Raw genomic sequence first — 20238 nt, forward strand, 5'->3', positions numbered from 1 at the left:
TTTCCTGGCATTAAATGGAATTGGCAAAAACCTCTAAGTCTGAACCCACCCAGGTGGCTAAATATTTAAGTGCAGTGGATTTTGCTCCCCATCCACCTCTTAACATTATCTTTTCTAAAGATACTCCGCGTTCTAGTAGGTCAAGTGCAGCACCAACGCGGAATGAGTGGCCGCTGAAATTGGGTAAATGGCGGAGTCTTGATCGATATTGAAGGTCTACTAGTATATTACACATCGATGCTGATGATAGTTGGTCGCCTATGGCATCATCCTTGCGAATGCTTCTTAGAATGTACCCAGTGTTTGTACCAACTCTGCTTTGCCATTTTATGATTAGTTTAGCCAAGGTGTCTGATATAGGAATCAATCTACCTTGTGCATATTGGTCTGTTTTAGATTGGCGAAGTAGTAATGAGTATTTGCCGTTTGGCATCTGCTCTAGGTCTTCAAATTTGAATGCACAGATTTCTGAACGCCGTCGCATTGTTTCGTAGCCGAGTTGAAGCATTACCTTGTCACGCATACCTCGGTTTGAATTGTCACACTTACGTTTCATTTGTTCTAGGTATTTTAAGGTAAGTGGGGATGCTTGCTTTTGTGCTCTGCCAATCTGGCGATGCATTCGTTTCATGGCTAAGGTTACCTCAGGCTCATTAACCGGGTTTGGTGATTTAGTCAGATAAAACAATGACGATAGAGAACTGAAACGGCGGCGTATTGTTGCGCTTTTGTATTTGGTAGTCATCTCCTCGATGTAAAGAGCGAGTCGATCTGCGGTAGCAGGGATTGGTGGCCAACCATGAGAAGAGCACCATTTTTCGTAATGCGTGTAATCGCTTCGGTAAGCGCGAAGTGTATTTTCTGCGAAAGCACCGTCGAATGATGCTAGTATTTCTTCAATCATAATAAAACCCTAATAAATGATATAAAAAAGATCATATAGATAAATAATGATATCATCAAGTCAAATTCGAGCTGGTCGTGCGTTGCTAGGTTGGAGTGCATTAGATCTGGCTATTCACAGTAGTGTTGGTGTCGCTTCAATTCGTAGGTATGAGGTTCAAGATGGGGTGCCTTCGAGTAATGCTAAAACTTTGCATGCACTAAAGGTTTGTCTAGAAGAGGCCGGCGTTGAGTTTACTGGGGATCCGCTTGTGAATCCTGGGGTGGTGCTTCATCTCAAATAGGTCGGGGCCTACCCTGCGGGCAGGGCCCTCCTACAAAAAGCTCTTTGATTATCCTTGCGAGTCCTTTTGTTCAGGTTTGTACAGCTCTTTCCGATTGCTAAATTCTTGTTAGGCTACGCTATATACAAAGCTGTGTTTTAATTGTTACACCTACTAAAGTTATGAGGTGAGATATGGCAGCTAAAATTACAGTTAAAGACGAGCATCTTGAACTGCTCAATCGCGTTCGCACTGTCCATATGGATGAGGGGAACTTTGAATACGAAGAGGTTCTGCAGGGGCTCTACTATGAGCTCGATAAGCCCTCCGTATTGTCAGTGTTGATTATCGAGCAAATCGCTCAGGGTTTCTTTTGGATTAAAAGACATACACAAGACAAAGAGTCTTTGGTTCATTCTGCAATGATAGGTCTAGTTCGTGATTTTAGTTTTTCAAAGCCCGGTGCTCCCAAATTGGCTCCACGGTTATCGGAAGCGATTGAAAAGGGGCGATACTCAGAAGAGTATGAGTTATTTGAAACTGAGCTCAATATTTGGAAGGGTGTCACTATTGATGAGCTACGTTCTAAAGCTACCTCATCTAAGATAAAAGATTTGAGGACCTTAGATGATTTAATAAATAGGCAGGTTCAAAATCTTAGGCATCTTCAGAAAAGCCTTGATGCGATAGATTTCAAGAAACGTATTATCAATAAAATGGATCTTGAGCTGGAGCGTATCGAGGCGGAAAACGCAAAGCTGCTAATCGAGACTGAACATGCCTGATAAGGCTGCTGGGGTTAGAAGGTCTACTGGCCCTATCTCTAAGCGTGGTAAGGAGCGCTCTGCGCGAAATGCTGTAAAGCATGGTTTGAATGTCGCAACTACTCATATAAGTGACCCTCTGTTTCAAGAAATCGCAGGTGACTTATTAGCTTTAGGTTACGGGTATGAGCAAACGGTTGATGCTGCAAACGCTTTACTTGAGTATAGGAGGGTAATGAAAGTCTATAATCAGACTTATTGGGAAGCTGATTTTAGCTGTGCCCATTTTATGCAGTATGCTGAAAATCTGAATCATGTTCATTACTCCGAACTAGGCTACCAAAAGAAGTCAGATCTTGTTGAGGCCCAAAACCTTTTCGTTAAAGTTGCAAATTGGGATCTTAAATATGGTTCCCTTGAGGGTAAGCGGGCGGCATTATTGAAGCCGTTAATGAGATATCAGCGCAGTGCTGTTTCGAGGCTTTCTAAGGCGCTTTGTCGGGCTAGGTAATTAGCTGAAAAGCTGCAGCATAAAGTGGTGTCAGACCGGAGGTCAGACACCGGTAGAAGATGAAAAACAACAAAAAGTGACAAAACGAACTAGGTTAAGTCACTGATTCTTATTGCCCCTTCCAATACGATAACGACGCCTTATCGGCACCTTGTTCGCTTTTGCCCCAGATTTTGGGGGAGTCACTTTTTAGCACCCAATTGAATTGTTATTAGTATTTCCTTGGTGCATTATTGCATCATTACGCCATTTGTAGATTAGAGGCATCGCTAATGACACGACAAAGTATTTCTCTCACTGCTCAAAATGACGCTTGGCTTAAGGATCATGTTGAGAATATTGGTGACTATGCCAGCAAAAGTGAGCTCGTTAATGATCTTATTCGTAGGGCGCGTAGGGCCGAAATGATAAATAGGAAACTTGAAGTTGCAGAACTAAGTGGTTTCGTAGAACAGTCCGCTGAAGAGATCTTGGCTGAGTTTAAAACTCTTTTAGGTCGCTAAGTGTCTCACTACAAAATCTCCCATCATGCTAAGTTGGATCTGCAGCGAATATACCAATACGGATTCGAGCAGTTTGGAGAAGAACAGGCGGATAGCTACTTTTGGGGATTCTTTGACTGTTTTGAAAAGATATCTGAGCGTCCGGAGCATTACCCGGCTGTTGATCATATCCGAATAGGCTACCGTCGCTGTGTATATAAGGCGGATACCATATATTTTCGTATTCAGTCATCACAAGTCGAAATAATGGCTATATTGGGTGGCCAGGATGTAGATGAATGGCTTTAACGCAAGCTCTCAGGCTTAAGCCGGACACCAAATAGCTCCCTCAATTAAAAAGTGATAAAACTTTGGTTTGTTCGCTGATTCTTAAACTCACTTCCAATTTGAAAAACGACTGCTAATCAACGCCTAAACTCTTATTTGCAAAGTAAATAATATGCGCATAAAATTTACGCATTCTTATGTGAGGTCATTTTATGCATTCAGCGAATCCACGATCAACCACTAGGCGCCCAACAAATTTATCTATTGATGCTGAGCTATTAACTATAGCGAAAGAGGTTGGAGTTAATATTTCTAGATCAGCAGAAGTCGGTATTCAGGAAGCTGTTAAGAACAAGCTTCGTGAGCGTTGGCTACAAGAGAATAAAGAAGCTCTATTGTCTTCTAATGCATTCGTTGAAGAGAATGGTTTGCCTCTCGAAAAGTTTAGGTCTTTTTAATGGCTAGGTACGATGTTTACCGTTTAAAAGACGGTGGGCTTGTCTTGGTTTTGCAAGCTGACCTCTTAAGCGATCTAACAACCCGTGTTGTTGCACCTCTTCTGACTCTAGACGGAACCTTGAAACCGGCCTCAAATTTGAATCCCCTTTTTTACGTGGATGGCGAAAAGTATATGTTGGGTGTTCAGTTTTTGGCTGCGATTCCGAATCGAGAGTTACAAGATTATGTCTGTTCTCTGTTGAGTGATGAGCAAAGAATACTTAAATCAATTGATATGTTGTTTTCGGGATTCTAATTCCATCCTCTACTCCAAGCGTTTGGTTGCAGATTCTTATACTCACTTCAAATTTGAAAAATGACTTCTTATCAAGGCCTAAACAAGCATGTGTGGCACTTGACCACATTAGTCAGGGTAGCTTTTGGTTGCTCGGGCTTATTATTTTTATCGCTTTGATTTTAGTGCGCAATCTGACATCTTATGTACGGGAATACCGTACAAGTTTGGAGCGGATATGGACTCTATAAGCGTTAAAAAGTTTCGAGATAATCTAAAAAGTGTTGTGGAGTTAGTATCCAATCGACATGAGCCGGTCAAGGTGACTCGTAGATCAGGCCAAGATTTTATCGTGATGAGTGCTGAAGATTGGGAGCGTGAACAAGAGACTCTCTATGTCCTTCAAAACTCTGACTTGATGCAGCAAATAGCGGTTTCTCTAAGCTCACATAATAGCCAGGCTGGTTATCACCCAACTCAAGAACAGATTCATGAGATCACTAGTATTTGAAGGTAATACTTGGTCTGTTTATGAGTCTCTTCGAGATAAAGATAAGCTTCTTCACAAATCACTTTGTAAATTACTAAAAGAGCTTATTCGATCTGAGGACCCGACAATTGGGCTTGGTAAACCTGAGCCACTAAAGCACAACTTGTCCGGTTTGTGGTCTAGAAGAATTTCTAGAAAAGATCGTTGAATCTATAAATTCGATCAGAACTATGTATACGTATTCGCTATTGGTGGGTACTACGATCATTAGTTTGTAGCTAAGTTATGTTCGACCACTTCGCAGCTGTTAAAATGATTTAACGCTATTTCATCTGCTTGAATCTCTTCTACACTTGAATCAGAAAAAATAAGCTCTGCACCTTCAATAGCAAAACAGGCAGGTCTGTTTTGAGTCCAAACTTTTTCCCAGCGTTGGCCACCTGATCGGCTATCCTTTGAGAATGGGCCGGCTACCCTGAGAAATGCATGTTCTGCACCGCTTTTGTGAGCTCTGATAATGTGCCCCTTATTGTCAAAAGCGGTAGCTTTAAACATCACGTAGCTGAGCTCTCTGCCTGTCTGGTTGGTAAAGTCGATGGTGGCATGGGTTGAATGCCCATTTTTTGAAGGAGTGAGATCTAGTTGGTGAATGACAAGCGCTGCAGTCGGTTTCTGAATTGCAGGTTCAGACTTAGCTACTTTTTCAGGCTTAGTTATGCAGCCAGTAATTGCCAAGGTCATAGCAAGTAGAGCTATTTTTATTCTTATAGAGTGCATTGCAATATTCTCTAAAACTTAACTTAAGATTAACATACAGTGTTTGCTGGAAGCTGCCAACTTTAAGTTTGTTTTATTACCTATCAGCTATGACGTCTTCAAAGCACTTTAATACCCATTTGGACAAGGATCTTAATGAGCCGCTTTCTTATTACAGGTGGAGCCGGATTTATCGGTTCAGCTGTTGTTCGCGCTTTGCTTACTAAAAGCACGCATTCGGTTTGTGTGGTTGATAAGCTCGCCTATTCAGGAAATCTAGCTTCATTAGGTTCACTTGAGTACTTTGATGATCGGTTTGAGTTTGTTGAGCTAGATATCTGTAATGGCGAACAACTAACCATGGTCTTTAATAGTTTCAAACCTGAAGTGGTGATGCATTTGGCGGCAGAGACTCATGTAGATCGATCTATCGATAGCCCAGCTGCGTTTATTGAAAGCAATATTGTTGGTACTTATTCAATTCTTGAGGTGACTCGGGCTTATTGGAGTCGATTGCCACGTGATCAAAAAGAGGCATTTCGTTTTCATCACATCTCTACGGATGAGGTTTTTGGTGATCTATCTTTTCAGGATATTGCTAGTACAGAGTCATCCTCCTATAAACCGAGCTCTCCATACGCTGCTTCAAAAGCAAGTTCGGATCATCTAGTGCGGGCCTGGCACCGCACCTTCGGGTTGCCGGTGGTTATTTCGAACTGCACGAACAACTATGGCCCATACCAATACCCAGAAAAGTTTATACCGCATACCATTTTAAATGCGTTAACGGGGCAGAATATTCCCGTTTATGGCGATGGCAAGCAGATTAGAGATTGGCTCTATGTTGACGACCATGTAGAAGCCTTGATTACTGTTGCGACTGAGGGGCGAGTGGGCGATAGCTACAATGTTGGTGGCAATAACCAGGTGGCCAATATTGATCTGGCCTATGCAATTTGTGAGCTGCTAGATGAGCTAGCCCCTAATAGGCCTAATGATCTGCAAAGTTATTCTGAACTCATTAAGTTTGTTGAAGATCGGCCTGGTCATGACAAACGCTACGCACTTAATAGTTCTAAGATATCGGCTGAATTAGGGTGGTTACCTAAAGAGAGCTTTAGTTCGGGCCTTCGTAAAACGGTCCAGTGGTATTTGGATAATCCCTCTTGGTGGCAAGCTCTCATTGAGGGTGGCTATACGCTGAATAGACTTGGCCTCAACGAGGAGCAGCAATGAAAGGTATTGTCCTTGCCGGTGGTTATGGCACACGTCTTCACCCTATTACCAAAGGGATCTCCAAGCAGCTCTTGCCCATCTACGATAAGCCTATGATCTATTACCCATTGTCAGTCTTGATGTTAGCGGGGATTCGGGAGATTTTGATTATTACCACGAGTGATGATCAAACAGCTTTTCAAAACCTATTAGGCGATGGGCGCGAATTTGGAATTACGCTTAGTTACGCTGTTCAGCCATCACCTGAAGGTATTGCCCAGGCTTTGCTTATTGGGGCGGATTTTATCGGTGACGAATCAGTCTGTTTGATCCTTGGTGATAATCTCTTCTATGGATATGGTTTTACAGCGCTTTTAAAGCAGGCGGCAGAATTGAATCAGGGTGCACATATTTTTGCATATCCAGTTAAGCACCCAGAGCATTTTGGTGTGGTTGAGTTAGATGAGAAAGGTAAGGTGGTTTCCATACAAGAGAAGCCAGCACAGCCAAAATCCGCGTTAGCGGTTACCGGTCTCTATTTTTATGACAATCGCGCCATTGATTTCGTTAAACAACTTGCCCCTAGTCAAAGGGGGGAGTTGGAAATTACCGATCTAAATAATCTGTATTTAAAAGATGATGAACTGCAGGTAACACAGTTAGGGCGCGGTTTTGCTTGGCTGGATACGGGTACCCATGACGCACTGATGGAAGCTGGACAGTTTGTCCAGGCAATAGAGCATCGTCAAGGCTTGAAAGTAGCTTGCCTTGAGGAGATCGGTTTTAGAAATGGCTGGCTAATCGCGCAAGCACTTAAAGAGCAGGGGCAACGTTTATCTAAAACCGGTTATGGCCAATATCTGCTTCGTATTGCAGAAGAAGGTTTTGATGAACGTAACTAAAACTCAGTTGCCGGGGGTGCTCATAATTGAGCCTCGGGTCTTTAGTGATGAACGTGGTTACTTTAAAGAGACTTTTCAGGTTGATAGATATGCTGAAGCTGGGGTTCACTTCCCTTTTGTGCAAGACAATGTGTCTCGATCCAAGCAGGGTGTGCTGCGCGGACTGCACTATCAACGCAATCATCCTCAAGGCAAGTTAGTTAGCTGTACCCTAGGTGCTGTCTACGATGTGGCTGTAGACGTAAATCCCACTTCAACAACCTTTGGTCAGTATGTAGGTTTAGAGCTATCAGCTGAAAATCACAAACAGCTGTGGATCCCGCCCGGATATGCACATGGGTTCTTGGTGCTCAGTGAGTTTGCCGAATCGCACTACAAATGTACTGAGTATTACCACCCACAAGATGAGGCAGGTTTGATCTGGAATGACTCAGATGTGGCTATTGATTGGCCGTCGGTCGAGCCCATCTTGTCCTATAAGGATTCTAAGCTTCCTACTCTTCGTGAGATTGCCGCGGGTTACTCGCGGTGAGAGTAATTGTGACGGGATGTAAGGGGCAGCTTGGTCAAGCGTTGTTGAGACTTTCTCGGCTCTCAGATCTCGAGCTTTTGGGTGTTTCACACACAGAACTTGATATCACTGATAAGTTTCAGATTGATGCTGTTTTTAAAAAAATTAAACCGGATTTATTGATTAATACAGCGGCCTTCACGGCAGTCGATAAAGCTGAAAGTGACTCACGCTCAGCGTTTATCACTAATAGTGAAGGCCCGCGTTATCTTGCGGAAGCTTGTAACCAAGCTGAGATTCCTATTATTCATCTATCAACCGACTATGTATTTGATGGTGAATTGGACCGCGCATATTGCGAATCCGATGTTCCACATCCTCTTAATGTGTATGGCGAGAGCAAGTTGTCTGGTGAGCGTGCAGTGCAGCAGGCAGCGGAGCGTCATATCATTCTGCGAACATCTTGGCTCTTCTCTGAGCAATCACCTAACTTTGTTATGACGATGCTTAAACTTGCTAAGAGTAAAGCTGAGCAACTTAAAATTGTGAATGACCAAGTTGGTGGGCCGACGAGCGCTACCTCAGTAGCCAATCTCCTGTTATTAATGGCAACCCGATATTCTGAACAAGGCGCTCTTAATTGGGGGACATACCACTTTGCAGGCCAGCCATATTGTTCATGGTATGAGTTTGCTGAGACGATTTTTACGTTGGCACAAGAGAAAGGTTTGCTAGAAAGAAGGCCCGACACAACCCCGATTCAAACGCATGAATACCCCAGTTTAGCCAAACGTCCTCAAAATTCGATGTTAGATTCTTCTAAGGTAAGTCGAGATTTTGGTGTGTACCCTTGTGATTGGAGGGCAGAATTGGAGAAGGTGCTTCAGAGAGTCACGTAATTAGAGTCTTAGAACTTCTGCCAGGAATCTCTTTAGCAAGTTTCGGCAGTAAATAGCCAGGTAGCTCCGCTTGAAGCTCCTTGTAAATTGTTAAACCTTCTTCATCTCCAACATCAAAGTGACTTGCGCCTGCTACAGGGTCAAAGAGGAAAAGGTAGTAAGGTAGCGCCCCGTGATTGAAGAGTTTGCGCGATAGGTTGGCCAGTTCGTTCGCGGTGTCATTAACCCCTTTTAGCAATACTGCTTGGTTTAATACCGTTGCACCAGCTGATTTTAGTTTGCTAATAGCATCGCCAAGATCACGATCGATCTCGTTACTGTGATTAATGTGCAGTACAACGACGCTGTTCAATCTCGTATTGGCGAGTATCTGGCAAAACTGCTCTGTAATTCGCGTTGGGATAACGACAGGAAAGCGAGTATGGAATCTGACTCGCTCTAGGTGCTCTATCGACTCAAGATCATTTAGCATTTTTAAGAGTCGTGTATCACTTGTTACTAATGGGTCGCCGCCTGAGAAGATCACCTCTTTAAGATCTGTGTTTTCTCTAATATATTGCAGTGCGAATTGCCACTGCGCGCCGCCCAGTTGGTTTTCTTCATAGGGGTAGTGTCTACGAAAACAGTAGCGGCAATTAATGGCGCAGGCACCGCTGGTTATAAGCAGTACTCTGTCTTTATATTTGTGCACCAGGCCCGGCACTGGAGATGCGCTGGCTTCTTCGAGTGGGTCATTACTATACCCAGGTACCTCAGCATGTTCTAAATGGATAGGAAGTATCTGACGCAGAAGTGGGTCATTTTCATTGCCTACTTCGATTCTCGATACAAACTCTCGTGGCACGCGAAGTGGAAACAGCTCTGCTGCAGATTTCGCTGCAGGTAGCAGCTCATTCGGAAGTTTAAGAAGCTGCAGTAACTCTTCAGGTCGAGTAACCGCATTGCGCAGTGCATGCTGCCAATCATCATTGTTACTGACTTGAATGAGGTTATTCATCGACTTGGGTAGATCGCTTGATAGATAGTTGCTTTGGTAGTTGTTTTGATAGTGGTGCCATCATGCCACATTGAATGATTTGAGGACATTATTTGAGTTTCGCTAGGCAGAAAGAGAGAAGGAAAGTTAGGTAGAATATGCTGATACATTTTTCGAAGGCTAAAGCGCTATGAAATCTTGGGATATCTTCTGTCACGTCATCGATAACTATGGCGATATTGGTGTTACCTGGCGCTTGGCACGACAGCTCTCCCAAGAGTTTAATTTTCCTGTGCGTCTCTTTGTGGATGATTTGGCATCATTCCAACATATCTGCCCAGAGGTTGATCAGTCTGCTAGTGAGCAATCCGTATATGGGGTTTCGATTATTCATTGGCTTGCGGATCTTTCGATAACTCCATCAGATATCGTTATTGAAGCTTTTGCGTGTGAACTTCCCGATTTATTGAAACGAGCGATGTCAGAGCGTACGCCAGCGTCGCTTTGGATTAATCTTGAATATCTAAGCGCTGAGTCTTGGGTTGAAGGGTGTCACCGTTTACCCTCACCGCAGATGATTGGCCCCGATAAATATTTCTTCTTCCCTGGGTTTGCTGCGCAGACCGGTGGGCTGCTGCGAGAGTCTGATCTTATCTCTCGACGCGATGCGTTCGACAAGCAACAGCAAACGGAGTTTCTTAAAAAGCTGGGTGTGGTGAGAGATGCTGATTCAACGCTGATTTCACTCTTCACCTATGAGAATACAGCTATAGACTCTTGGTTAGATGCTCTCTCTAACGCTCCAGATTCATCGCACCTTTTGGTTCCTCGAGGAAGAGTTGAATCAGGAGTGGCAGCTTGGTTGGGAGTTAATGGGCTTGAAAAAGGCGAGGTTCATAGGCGCGGCACATTAACCATTCAATCTATTCCATTCGTCTCACAGCTTGAGTATGACCAACTCCTGTGGAGCTGCGATATCAATTTTGTCCGAGGTGAGGACTCATTTGTGCGTGCCCAGTGGGCAGGTAAACCGTTTATTTGGCATATTTATCAGCAAGAAGAGTTGGCGCATATTGAAAAACTTGAAGCGTTTTTAAGCCACTATTTAGCCGATGCAGACCCCGTCACATCAAAAGTAATTAGAGATCTCTGGATAGCGTGGAATCTTGAAGAATCACTTGGTGATTCTTGGAACTTCTGGAAACTCAATGGGTTAGCAATAGCGGGGCATTCAGAGGATTGTTGCAGGCAACTTAGTAAGCAAAAAAGCCTTGCAGAATCTCTAGCAGAATTCACAGAAAACTGGTAAAAAGCGCGCAGCAATTTTGCTCACTTTTTAACCGAGAACCATCTTGAAAACAGCACAAGATATTAAAGTAAACAACGTCGTCCTAATCGATGGCGCACCATGGATCGTTCAGAAAGCGGAGTACACCAAATCTGGCCGCAATAGCGCGATCATGAAAATGAAGCTGAAAAACCTACTTTCAGGTTCAACATCAGAAACTGTATACAAATTTGATGACAAAATGGAGCAGGTTATCCTTGATCAGATCGATGTAACTTACTCATATAAATCTGATGAGATGTACGTCTTTGTTGATGAAGAGTACAACCAGTACGAACTCAACGCTGAAGACATCGAAAGTGTTATCCCTTACATCATCGACGGTATGACCGATGTATGTAGTGCCGTGTTCTTCCAGGGTAAAGTTATCTCTGTAGATCTACCAACAACGATTATTCGTCAGGTTGAATACACTGAAGGTTCTGACCGTGGCAACACCAGCGGTAAAGTTATGAAGCCTGGCCGTCTAAGCAACGGTACTGAGATTAAGATCCCAGACTTCTGTGAAATCGGCGACTGGATCGAAATTGATACACGCAATGGCGAATACAAATCACGTGCTAAGGCTCCGGTTTAATAGATTTACACTATATCCCGAAATCTAAGCTAAATCAGGCCCTGTGAATGCATAGTTCCCAGGGCCTGATTTATTTCTACTCTAGCGAATCTTCACTCAACCCCTGCCAAAAATCTTGCATTTCATTTGATCTTCTTAGATTTGAGTCCTATTTCGGCAATTTGTGCTCAATTTGAAGGGATTAAAGTTTTGACCCTCACCTCCCTAGGGGTATACTCACCGCACCATTAGTGCGCTCTTAATTGTTTAACACACCGTTAGAAGCTGATTGCGCGTCAAACAAGTAATTACACTGGGAATTTATATGGCAAACGTCTCTAGTGGCCAGTTCAAAACTGGTATGAAAGTAATGATCGATGGCGATCCATGTAACATGGTTGAAGTTGAGTTTGTAAAACCGGGCAAAGGTCAGGCTTTTACTCGCGTACGCCTTCGCAACCTTCTAACCGGTCGTATTTGGGAACGTACCTTCAAATCGAACGAATCAGCTGAAACTGCAGATGTTATGGATCGTGATATGGAGTATCTCTACAACGATGGCGAGATGTGGCACTTCATGGAACCGGACACCTTCGAGCAGCACGCAGCAGATCAGAATGCGGTAGCAGACTGTGCTAAGTGGCTGAAAGAGGGTGACAAAGTGATGGTTACTCTTTGGAACAACAACCCGATTGCTGTGACTCCACCAAACTTCGTAGAGCTAGAAGTAACTGAGACGGATCCTGGTCTCAAAGGTGATACGGCACAGGGTGGTACTAAACCTGCGACTGTTAGCACAGGGGCTGTTGTTCGTGTGCCACTCTTTGTTAACACTGGCGATGTATTGCGTATCGATACGCGTACAGGTGAGTATGTAAGCCGCGCTTAATTGTTATGTGGCTTTGAAACGGCAGCTTAGGCTGCCGTTTTTTGTTGGAAAGTGTAAATTGGAAATTTAGGGGTCAGAGTCGTCGAATCCGCAGGCAGGCTCGACTACTCTGACCCCTAACATCGTGGGTTAACAAGCGGTTGTCAGGCTGAAGCCGGACACCAAGGGTATAAAAAGTTAATGAATCGTAATCATTGGCAGCCAACGGCTGAGATTTTGACGCTTAGAGAGCGTGCCAAGATGCTGGCGCAGGTGCGAGCTTTTTTTGCTGAGCGTGGCGTAATGGAGGTTGATACACAGTGCATCTCTAAAGCGGCTGTGAGTGACCCCTTTATCGATTCAATTGAGGTCTCATTCCAAAGGCACCCAGCAGGTGACGTTGAACCTCACTACCTACAAAGCTCGCCCGAGTATGCCATGAAGCGTCTGCTAGCCTTCGATAGTGGCCCCATCTACCAGTTGGGTAAGGTTTTTCGTAACGGTGAAGTAGGGCGGTACCACAACCCCGAATTCACTATGCTCGAGTGGTACCGTCCTCGGTTCAGTGCTGACCAGCTCATGGACGAGGTACAAGCGTTGGTGAGTGCTATTTTGGGTGAGCAACACTGGCAACGTCTTACCTACAGAGAGTTGTTTCAGCAGTTCGTGGGAGTCGATCCTCATGCAGCTAGCATTGACGACCTCAAAGCCCTGCTAGAGCCTCATTTTGAATGCGCCTTTACTGATGCGCGAAAAGATACTTGGTTGGAGCTGGTGATGTCCCATCTAATTGAACCCAAGTTGATTGAACCAACACTCGTCACTGACTTTCCGGCATCACAGGCGGCTTTAGCAGAGATAAAGCTGGATGAGTTTGGGGTGAGTGTTGCGACCCGTTTTGAGCTCTATGCTGGGGGTATGGAACTTGCAAACGGTTACCAGGAACTTCGAGACCCGAACGAACAAGCCAATCGTATGGATGCTGACTGGGCCTTTCGTGAATCAGCAGGCATGCCACTTCGTCCACTTGAGACCCGTTTAGTATCAGCACTCGAAAGTGGCATCCCTCAGTGTGCTGGGGTCGCCCTAGGTTTTGATCGTCTCCTGATGATTAAAGTCGGCGCGCGAGATATCAAAGAGGTGATCCCCTTTGGGTTTGAGCGTTGTTAAGCGCCCGTTCCATTCTATCCAGTGCAGCTTTAAGCGTTGCGCGTGTGCATCCCAAATTCATCCTTACAAAATTGGGGTCTCCAAAATCCCTGCCGGGTGAGAGGCCGACACCTGCTTGCTCAAAAAAGGCGTGCGGGTCTTCGAGATTGGCTTTGCTGCAGTCTATCCAAGCCAGGTAAGTCGCCTCAAAGGAGTTAAGAGAGAGGCCGGGCATGCTATTGATACGCTCTAGGGTGAGATCTCTATTATCTTTAAGATAGTGACACTGCTGCTGATTCCACTCATCTCCTTCTCGATATGCAGCGATGGCTGCTGTGTAACCAAGCAGGTTTACGTCTGGCACAATCCCTTTACGTATCTGCTGAAACCTTTGGCGAATATCTGAGTTTTGAATGACAGCTACCGAGCAGCCTAAGCCTGCAATATTCCATGTTTTGCTAGGGGCCATCAGTGTGATGGTGCGCGCTGCGATCTCCGGTGAGATTGAGGCGAGTGGAATGTGTTTAGCTGCTGGTTCTAGCAGCAGGTCACAGTGGATCTCGTCTGAGCAGATTATAAAATCATACTGAATAGCCAGTTCGCCAAGTCTCTTTAATTCATCTTCGCGATAGATCGTGCCACCAGGGTTATGAGGATTGCAGAAGAGCAGTAGGTCTATCTCTTCTGCGACCTGTTCTAGCGCGCTAAAGTCGATCACGTAACGCCCGGCATCTTCCCTCATTGGCACAGTCACAACCTTACAACCTGAAAGCGCTGGGGCTGACTTAAAGGGTGGGTAGATAGGTGTAGGGGTCGCGACTGAGATGCTTTCGACTGAATTTTGTTTACTTGCACGACAAGCAAGATGCAGACCAGTCACCAACCCAGGTAGCCAAATGAGCTCCTCTTCTGAAACTTGCCAGTTATAGAGACGAGCCATACGATCGATAAATAGCCTGTTCAGCTCATCAGGGGTATTGGTGTAGCCAAAGATGCCGTGTTCAATCCGTTCGATCAGCGCTTTTTTAACGGGCTCTGGTGACATGAAATCACTGTCTGCAACCCACATCGGAATGATATCGCGCCCTTCATACTTGTCCCATTTCTGACTGCTGGTGCCGGTACGGTGGATCTCTGCATCAAAATCTGGCTTTTGCATTATCAATATCCTATGTCGGGATCGTATCTGCGAAGGAGAGTGACTCCCAATTAAACCTGTTTATGGGGTACTCGGGTATGCTGTTTTTCCGTTATCATAGCGGATACCAATATTAAGTATACGGCTAATGGCCTTATGTATCCGCAGCGCTGTGCAGGAGACGTTTTTTATGAGCAACGATCGCGTAATTATATTTGATACGACCCTTCGTGATGGTGAGCAGAGCCCTGGTGCTTCAATGACCGGCGAAGAGAAGCTGCGTATCGCACGTCAACTCGAGCGTATGCGCGTCGATGTTATTGAAGCTGGTTTTGCGATAGCCAGTCCTGGTGACTTTGAAGCAGTTAAGAATATTGCAGATAACATCACTGAAAGCCGTGTCTGCTCGCTAGCACGTGCCTTGGATGCAGATATTGATCGTGCTGGTGAAGCGCTGAAGAATGCAGCCCAGGGTCGAATTCACACCTTTATTGCAACCTCGCCAATTCACATGAAGTACAAGCTGCAGATGGAGCCTGATCGTGTGGTTGAGCAGGCAGTACATGCTGTTAAACGTGCCCGCAATTTAATGGATGATGTTGAGTTCTCACTTGAGGATGCAAGCCGTTCTGAACTTGATTTTATGTGCCACATTATCGAAAAAGTGATCGATGCTGGTGCTCGCACAATTAACATACCAGACACCGTGGGTTACGCCGTGCCGCATCAATTTGCTGAGGTCATTGGTCAGCTCATTCAACGTATCCCAAATGCGGATAAAGCGATCTTCTCGGTACACTGTCACAACGATTTAGGCCTAGCTGTTGCCAACTCGTTGGCTGCAGTCGGTGCAGGTGCGCGTCAGGTTGAGTGTACGATCAATGGTCTGGGTGAACGTGCCGGTAATGCGGCGCTTGAAGAGATTGTGATGGCGCTTCGTACCCGTAAAGATGTGATGGGTGTTGAGACAAATATTAATACTCAACAGATTGTTGCGGCCTCTAAGTTAGTTTCTAGTGTGACAGGCTTCCCAGTTCAGCCGAACAAAGCCATTGTGGGGGCGAATGCCTTTGCGCATGAGTCTGGCATCCACCAGGATGGTGTACTTAAACACCGTGAGACTTACGAGATCATGACGGCTGAAGATGTTGGCTGGAGCACCAATAAAATGGTCCTTGGCAAGCACTCAGGTCGTGCTGCTTTTAAGTCACGCATGGAAGAGCTAGGTACAACCTTCAAAACGGATACTGAGCTAAATGCCGCGTTCCAAAACTTCAAAGTGTTGGCGGATAAGAAGCACGAGATCTTTGATGAAGATCTGGTTGCGCTTGTGAGCAATAGCCGAGCTGAAGCTGCAAGTGATCGCTTCCAGTTGGTTAGCATGTCGGTAACTTCGCAGACTGGTGAGACGCCAAATGCGCAGATGGTGATGAACGTCGCTGGCGAAGAGAAGCGTGCGGAAGCAAGTGGCAGTGGCCCTGTTGATGCCATCTTCAAAGCGATTGAGTCTATCGTGAATTCAGGTTCGACGCTGCTGATCTACTCTGTGAATGCAGTGACGGAGGGGACAGATTCACAAGGCGAGGTTACAGTGAGGCTAGAGCGTGGCGGTCGAATCGTCAATGGTCTGGGTGCTGATACCGATGTCATCATTGCGTCTGCCAAGGCCTACATCCACGCGCTGAATATGTTGGATGCAAACTCTGAAAAAGCGCATCCGCAGGTTTAAACCGAGAAGTCACTCCTATGAATACAACTCAGGCACACTACTTAGAGCAGTTAGGCATCCAGCAATGGCTGCCTCGTGCTCAGTTGTCGAATGCTCCAGCGTCGCCTGATTGGGTTTATCGCTTTGTCCATCCGTCAGAACTTTTGGGTGATGATGAATTTGAGAGTGCTCTGGTTATGGGTGCACATGCCCCTGTTGCACCACATGCAGAGCAGCGGGCAATGGCTCAAATTCATCACACGCTTGGGTCTGAGAATGGGCATGGTTATGTTGAGCCTGAATTTACTCAGCCAGCGAGCCCAACTGTTAGACCGAATTTAGAGTCGCTTACGGGTGTTGCTGAAGCCGCACCGAAAACTGAATTTACACCGCAGCCTAAAGTTTCGATCGAACCTGCACCTAGGTATCGCATTACGATGGCGCGTGTTGGTCGCCTGCTGGTAGTGGATGATTTACCGGTTCGCGGTAGGTTAGGTTTCTCTGATGCGCATAAGCGCCTGTTAGCAGGAATAGTGCGTAGTTTGGGTGAGGATGCGACACAGCTAACCCTTCCTATAACGCTTGAGTGGCCAATGTTTACCGGAAAAAGTTTGGATCAAGGTCCCCAAGAGGCGCTTCGCTACGCACAGCGTCAGGTGAAGTTCCTGCTTCGTGAGCCCGGCGTAGAGAATATCCTTATGTTTGGTCAGGCGCTGCCGCGATGGGTTGTCGACTCTGAAGCTGAGTCGGGTGTATTAACGGCTCACCCTGAATTGGGAGTTAACTATCTAGTTACTCAAACGCTGAGTCAGGCTTTGCAGTTGCCAGAGTTTAAGCGCCAAATCTGGAACGATATCCAGCCTCTAGTTCCCAAGCAGTAACGCAATGCGTGTCGCTTCTCAACAAGATCTCGCAACGATTGTTGCCTTAGATCAAGACACCTTTCCTGATCATTGGTCAGAATCGCAATGGCTTACGTATCTAAACCAAAGTAACCGTTATATCGTGACACTAATTGGTGATGAAAAGCCTGTTGGCTATGCGGTTTTTAGCATACTGTTTGATGAAGCTGAACTACTTCGTATAGGTGTTTTACCGCAATTTCAGGGTGCTGGAATCGGACATCGTTTGTTGCAATCAAGTATCAATGTTTTGCATGAACTTGGTACTAAACGCCTGCTGCTTGAAGTGCGGCAGAGTAACATTGCAGCGATTCGTCTCTATAAGAGCCTCGGTTTTAGTGAGGATGGAGTGCGTAAAGGTTACTACCCATTGCTGCAAGGCAGTGGTCGTGAAGATGCGATTCTAATGTCCAAATAGATCTGTTGGTTTGTCTATGAATAGTGAAACGATAACGATCAGTTTTGCGCTACAACTCATAAGTTGGTTATTTGTCTTATCAAGTTTAGGTTGGGCGATTCGAACATTACCCGTAGGTGCGCTTCGTGCCGAGCCTAGACTACAACACCTGCTTTTCGGCGCCATGGTGGTGTTGATGCTGACCTGGACCTTTCGGGCCGGCCTCTCACAAGGATTGAGTATCCACTTTCTTGGCATAACGACCTTGGTGCTGATGTTTGGCTGGGACTTGGCCGTTCTTGCAGGGGCTCTGGCATTAGTAGGGATTACAATTGTTGGAATTGAGGATTGGTCTAGATTGGGATTGAATACGCTGACCATCGTTATTATTCCCGCTACGGTGACACTCCTCATTCTGCGCTTTGTGGAGCGATCGATTCCGCCAAACTTCTTTGCGTATCTGTTTTTAGTCGCCTTCCTAGGTGGTGGTGTAACTGTTGCGAGTTCCGGTCTAAGTCTAGGTGTTCTGTTGGGGATCGATGGTGTCTTAAGCTGGGGGACGATCTACCATGAGTATGTGCGATATCTCCCGCTGATCAGTTTTCCAGAAGGCCTCATCAACGGCATTATCATGACGGCGATGATGGTGTTTCATCCGGATTGGATTCGCACTTTCGATGCGAAGGTCTATATCGATAGTCAGTAAGCCCTAGTAAATCAGTCACCGCCCCTGCGGGGAGGTTCCTACAGGGTGCGATTGTAGGAGGTTCCCCGAAGGGGTGCCGAAAGATGAGTCAAATTTTTCGATTTGTATCGTGAACGCTAATCAGCGAAAATACGCCCTTCCTTAAGCACGATGTGCTTTCAGCTAATTTCAGAAGATAGATTCATGTCAAACGCTCTGCATGCCGAAGTCGCTAAACGACGCACCTTCGCAATCATTTCGCACCCTGATGCGGGTAAAACTACTATCACCGAAAAGCTGTTACTTTTAGGTCAGTTGATTCAGGTGGCGGGTACCGTAAAAGGTCGTGGTAGCGATCGCCATGCAACGTCGGACTGGATGTCGATGGAGCAGGAGCGTGGTATTTCGATTACCTCTTCTGTGATGCAGTTCCCGTTCCGTGAACGTATCGTGAACCTGCTTGATACTCCGGGACACGAAGACTTCTCTGAAGATACCTACCGAACACTGACTGCGGTTGACTCTGCATTGATGGTGGTTGACGGCGCGAAGGGTGTCGAAGATCGCACAATCAAACTGATGGAAGTGTGTCGCCTTCGTGATACGCCTATCTTCTCGTTCGTGAACAAACTTGACCGTGAAATTCGTGACCCTATTGAGTTGTTGGATGAGATTGAGTCTGTCCTCAAGATTGAAGCTGCACCGATTAACTGGCCAATTGGTTCAGGTCAGCGTTTTAAAGGGGTCTACAACCTCTACACCGATACGATTCACCTCTTTACCAAAGGTCAGGGTCATCTACTTGCTGAACAGAAGACCATTGAAGGTCTCGAGAGCGACGAAGCGAAAACCCTGCTGGGTGCTGAGTATGAAGATTTCTGTGAAGAGATCGAGTTGGTGCGCGGGGCTACCCATGAGTGGAGCATTGATGCTTATCTAGCGGGTACACAGACGCCAGTATTCTTCGGTACAGCACTCGGTAACTTTGGTGTGCGCGAGATGATGCATGACTTTGTTGATTGGGCGCCAGCACCAAGCCAGCGTGCAACTGAGACTCGTGAAGTTAATGCTGATGAAGAGAAATTCTCAGGCTTTATCTTCAAAATTCAGGCCAACATGGATCCAAAACACCGTGACCGTATTGCCTTCATGCGTATCTGTTCTGGTAAATACACCAAGGGCTTGAAGATGCGTCATTCACGTATCGGCAAGGATGTGCGTATTGCCGATGCAGTGACCTTTGTTGCAGGTGATCGTGAGGCTGTTGAAGAGGCGTGGTCGGGCGATATTATTGGCCTGCACAACCATGGCACCATTCAGATTGGTGATACCTTTACCGAGGGTGAAGAGCTCAAATTCACAGGTATTCCCCACTTCGCGCCAGAGCTTTTCCGTCGTGTACGTCCAATCGACCCACTCAAAATGAAACAGCTTCAGAAAGGCCTGCAGCAATTGTCGGAAGAGGGTGCGGTGCAGCTCTTTATGCCATTGCGCAACAACGATCTGATTCTTGGCGCAGTCGGTCAGCTTCAGTTTGATGTGGTGATGTACCGTTTGAAAGATGAGTACAAGGTGGATTGTCTCTATGAGCCGATCACTGTTGCCACAGCGCGTTGGGTCGAGTGTAACGACGCTAAAATGCTCAATGACTTCCGTAAAAAAGCGCACGACAATCTTGCCGAAGATGGTGCTGGTCTTTTGACTTATTTGGCGCCAACTCGTGTAAATCTTAATTTGACCGAAGAGCGCTGGCCGGACGTTGAGTTCCGAGCAACTCGTGAGCACTAAGCGGTT

The 20238-nt window shown here is 45.8% G+C and carries 26 protein-coding genes; 22 read left to right on the top strand and 4 right to left on the bottom strand.

Going from position 1 to position 20238, the window contains the following annotated elements; translation table 11 throughout:
• Nucleotides 1–10: 10 nt before the first annotated feature.
• The gene (locus HH196_RS11015; protein ID WP_169452162.1) at nt 11–904 is read right to left on the bottom strand and encodes a tyrosine-type recombinase/integrase; all 894 of its coding nucleotides are present in this window, start codon (nt 902–904) and stop codon (nt 11–13) included.
• Between the two features lie 46 nt (nt 905–950).
• Here HH196_RS11015 and HH196_RS11020 point away from each other — a divergent pair, with 46 nt between their 5' ends.
• The 9 genes from HH196_RS11020 to HH196_RS11060 all read left to right on the top strand — a co-directional run bounded on the left by HH196_RS11020 (nt 951) and on the right by HH196_RS11060 (nt 4642).
• Nucleotides 951–1187, top strand: coding sequence for a transcriptional regulator (locus HH196_RS11020; RefSeq protein WP_169452163.1), 237 nt, complete (start codon nt 951–953; stop codon nt 1185–1187).
• Nucleotides 1188–1360: 173 nt separating this feature from the next.
• The gene (locus HH196_RS11025; RefSeq protein WP_169452164.1) at nt 1361–1951 is read left to right on the top strand and encodes a hypothetical protein; all 591 of its coding nucleotides are present in this window, start codon (nt 1361–1363) and stop codon (nt 1949–1951) included.
• Nucleotides 1944–2441, top strand: a complete 498-nt coding sequence (locus HH196_RS11030; protein WP_169452165.1) for a hypothetical protein — start codon at nt 1944–1946, stop codon at nt 2439–2441. Before HH196_RS11025 ends, HH196_RS11030 begins: the two co-directional genes overlap by 8 nt.
• A 272-nt stretch (nt 2442–2713) precedes the next feature.
• Nucleotides 2714–2944 carry a CopG family transcriptional regulator gene (locus HH196_RS11035; protein WP_169452166.1) on the top strand — a complete coding sequence of 77 codons (231 nt, stop codon included), beginning with the start codon at nt 2714–2716 and terminating at the stop codon, nt 2942–2944.
• Nucleotides 2945–3232, top strand: coding sequence for a type II toxin-antitoxin system RelE/ParE family toxin (locus HH196_RS11040; RefSeq protein WP_169452167.1), 288 nt, complete (start codon nt 2945–2947; stop codon nt 3230–3232).
• Between the two features lie 191 nt (nt 3233–3423).
• Nucleotides 3424–3669: a type II toxin-antitoxin system CcdA family antitoxin gene (locus HH196_RS11045; RefSeq protein ID WP_169452168.1), complete on the top strand. Its 246-nt coding sequence runs from the start codon at nt 3424–3426 to the stop codon at nt 3667–3669.
• Nucleotides 3669–3965 carry a CcdB family protein gene (locus HH196_RS11050; RefSeq protein ID WP_169452169.1) on the top strand — a complete coding sequence of 99 codons (297 nt, stop codon included), beginning with the start codon at nt 3669–3671 and terminating at the stop codon, nt 3963–3965. Before HH196_RS11045 ends, HH196_RS11050 begins: the two co-directional genes overlap by 1 nt.
• A gap of 217 nt (nt 3966–4182) precedes the next feature.
• Nucleotides 4183–4455 (top strand): type II toxin-antitoxin system Phd/YefM family antitoxin, encoded by a 273-nt coding sequence (locus tag HH196_RS11055; RefSeq protein ID WP_169452170.1) that lies wholly within the window; start codon nt 4183–4185, stop codon nt 4453–4455.
• On the top strand, nt 4436–4642 hold the full coding sequence (locus tag HH196_RS11060; RefSeq protein WP_169452171.1) for a type II toxin-antitoxin system YoeB family toxin: 207 nt from the start codon (nt 4436–4438) through the stop codon (nt 4640–4642). The genes HH196_RS11055 and HH196_RS11060 overlap by 20 nt, the downstream gene beginning before the upstream one ends.
• A 59-nt stretch (nt 4643–4701) precedes the next feature.
• Here the strand turns inward: HH196_RS11060 and HH196_RS11065 are convergent, their stop codons facing one another.
• Complete coding sequence (locus HH196_RS11065) at nt 4702–5169, bottom strand: hypothetical protein (protein ID WP_169452172.1); 468 nt, start codon at nt 5167–5169, stop codon at nt 4702–4704.
• A 177-nt stretch (nt 5170–5346) separates the two neighbouring features.
• Between HH196_RS11065 and rfbB the strand changes: the two genes are divergently transcribed.
• The 4 genes from rfbB to rfbD are packed head-to-tail and all read left to right on the top strand — an operon-like array spanning nt 5347 to nt 8717.
• Nucleotides 5347–6426, top strand: coding sequence for a dTDP-glucose 4,6-dehydratase (gene rfbB, locus HH196_RS11070; protein WP_169452173.1), 1080 nt, complete (start codon nt 5347–5349; stop codon nt 6424–6426).
• A complete protein-coding gene (rfbA, locus tag HH196_RS11075; protein WP_169452174.1) occupies nt 6423–7307 on the top strand; it encodes a glucose-1-phosphate thymidylyltransferase RfbA in 885 nt (294 codons plus the stop codon). Before rfbB ends, rfbA begins: the two co-directional genes overlap by 4 nt.
• On the top strand, nt 7294–7839 hold the full coding sequence (rfbC, locus tag HH196_RS11080) for a dTDP-4-dehydrorhamnose 3,5-epimerase (protein ID WP_169452175.1): 546 nt from the start codon (nt 7294–7296) through the stop codon (nt 7837–7839). The genes rfbA and rfbC overlap by 14 nt, the downstream gene beginning before the upstream one ends.
• Before the next feature lie 8 nt (nt 7840–7847).
• Nucleotides 7848–8717, top strand: coding sequence for a dTDP-4-dehydrorhamnose reductase (gene rfbD, locus HH196_RS11085; RefSeq protein WP_169452176.1), 870 nt, complete (start codon nt 7848–7850; stop codon nt 8715–8717).
• Here rfbD and epmB read toward each other — a convergent pair.
• Nucleotides 8710–9714 carry an EF-P beta-lysylation protein EpmB gene (gene epmB / locus HH196_RS11090; RefSeq protein ID WP_169452177.1) on the bottom strand — a complete coding sequence of 335 codons (1005 nt, stop codon included), beginning with the start codon at nt 9712–9714 and terminating at the stop codon, nt 8710–8712. The genes rfbD and epmB overlap by 8 nt on opposite strands.
• Before the next feature lie 169 nt (nt 9715–9883).
• On the opposite strand from epmB, the gene earP reads away from it, so the two are divergent.
• From earP to epmA, 4 genes are all read left to right on the top strand, one after another.
• Entirely contained in the window at nt 9884–11002 is a 1119-nt protein-coding gene (gene earP, locus HH196_RS11095) for an elongation factor P maturation arginine rhamnosyltransferase EarP (protein ID WP_169452178.1), read from the top strand.
• Nucleotides 11003–11045: 43 nt separating this feature from the next.
• Nucleotides 11046–11618: an elongation factor P gene (locus tag HH196_RS11100; RefSeq protein ID WP_169452179.1), complete on the top strand. Its 573-nt coding sequence runs from the start codon at nt 11046–11048 to the stop codon at nt 11616–11618.
• A 304-nt stretch (nt 11619–11922) separates the two neighbouring features.
• Nucleotides 11923–12486: an elongation factor P gene (gene efp, locus HH196_RS11105; RefSeq protein ID WP_169452180.1), complete on the top strand. Its 564-nt coding sequence runs from the start codon at nt 11923–11925 to the stop codon at nt 12484–12486.
• A gap of 180 nt (nt 12487–12666) precedes the next feature.
• On the top strand, nt 12667–13635 hold the full coding sequence (epmA, locus tag HH196_RS11110; RefSeq protein ID WP_169452181.1) for an EF-P lysine aminoacylase EpmA: 969 nt from the start codon (nt 12667–12669) through the stop codon (nt 13633–13635).
• Here epmA and HH196_RS11115 read toward each other — a convergent pair.
• Nucleotides 13598–14773 (bottom strand): MalY/PatB family protein, encoded by a 1176-nt coding sequence (locus HH196_RS11115; protein WP_169452182.1) that lies wholly within the window; start codon nt 14771–14773, stop codon nt 13598–13600. The genes epmA and HH196_RS11115 overlap by 38 nt on opposite strands.
• 169 nt (nt 14774–14942) lie before the next feature.
• Between HH196_RS11115 and HH196_RS11120 the strand changes: the two genes are divergently transcribed.
• The 5 genes from HH196_RS11120 (at nt 14943) to HH196_RS11140 (ending at nt 20232) form a co-directional block, all read left to right on the top strand.
• Complete coding sequence (locus tag HH196_RS11120; RefSeq protein ID WP_169452183.1) at nt 14943–16481, top strand: 2-isopropylmalate synthase; 1539 nt, start codon at nt 14943–14945, stop codon at nt 16479–16481.
• 17 nt (nt 16482–16498) lie between these two features.
• Entirely contained in the window at nt 16499–17341 is an 843-nt protein-coding gene (locus HH196_RS11125) for a hypothetical protein (protein ID WP_169452184.1), read from the top strand.
• Nucleotides 17342–17345: 4 nt separating this feature from the next.
• On the top strand, nt 17346–17780 hold the full coding sequence (gene rimI / locus HH196_RS11130; protein ID WP_169452185.1) for a ribosomal protein S18-alanine N-acetyltransferase: 435 nt from the start codon (nt 17346–17348) through the stop codon (nt 17778–17780).
• A gap of 16 nt (nt 17781–17796) precedes the next feature.
• A complete protein-coding gene (locus HH196_RS11135; protein WP_248276858.1) occupies nt 17797–18465 on the top strand; it encodes an energy-coupling factor ABC transporter permease in 669 nt (222 codons plus the stop codon).
• A gap of 183 nt (nt 18466–18648) precedes the next feature.
• Complete coding sequence (locus HH196_RS11140) at nt 18649–20232, top strand: peptide chain release factor 3 (protein ID WP_169452186.1); 1584 nt, start codon at nt 18649–18651, stop codon at nt 20230–20232.
• Nucleotides 20233–20238: the final 6 nt, after the last annotated feature.

It is taken from the genome of Marinobacterium sp. LSUCC0821 (assembly GCF_012848475.1).
Lineage (GTDB): Bacteria > Pseudomonadota > Gammaproteobacteria > Pseudomonadales > Balneatricaceae > Marinobacterium_E.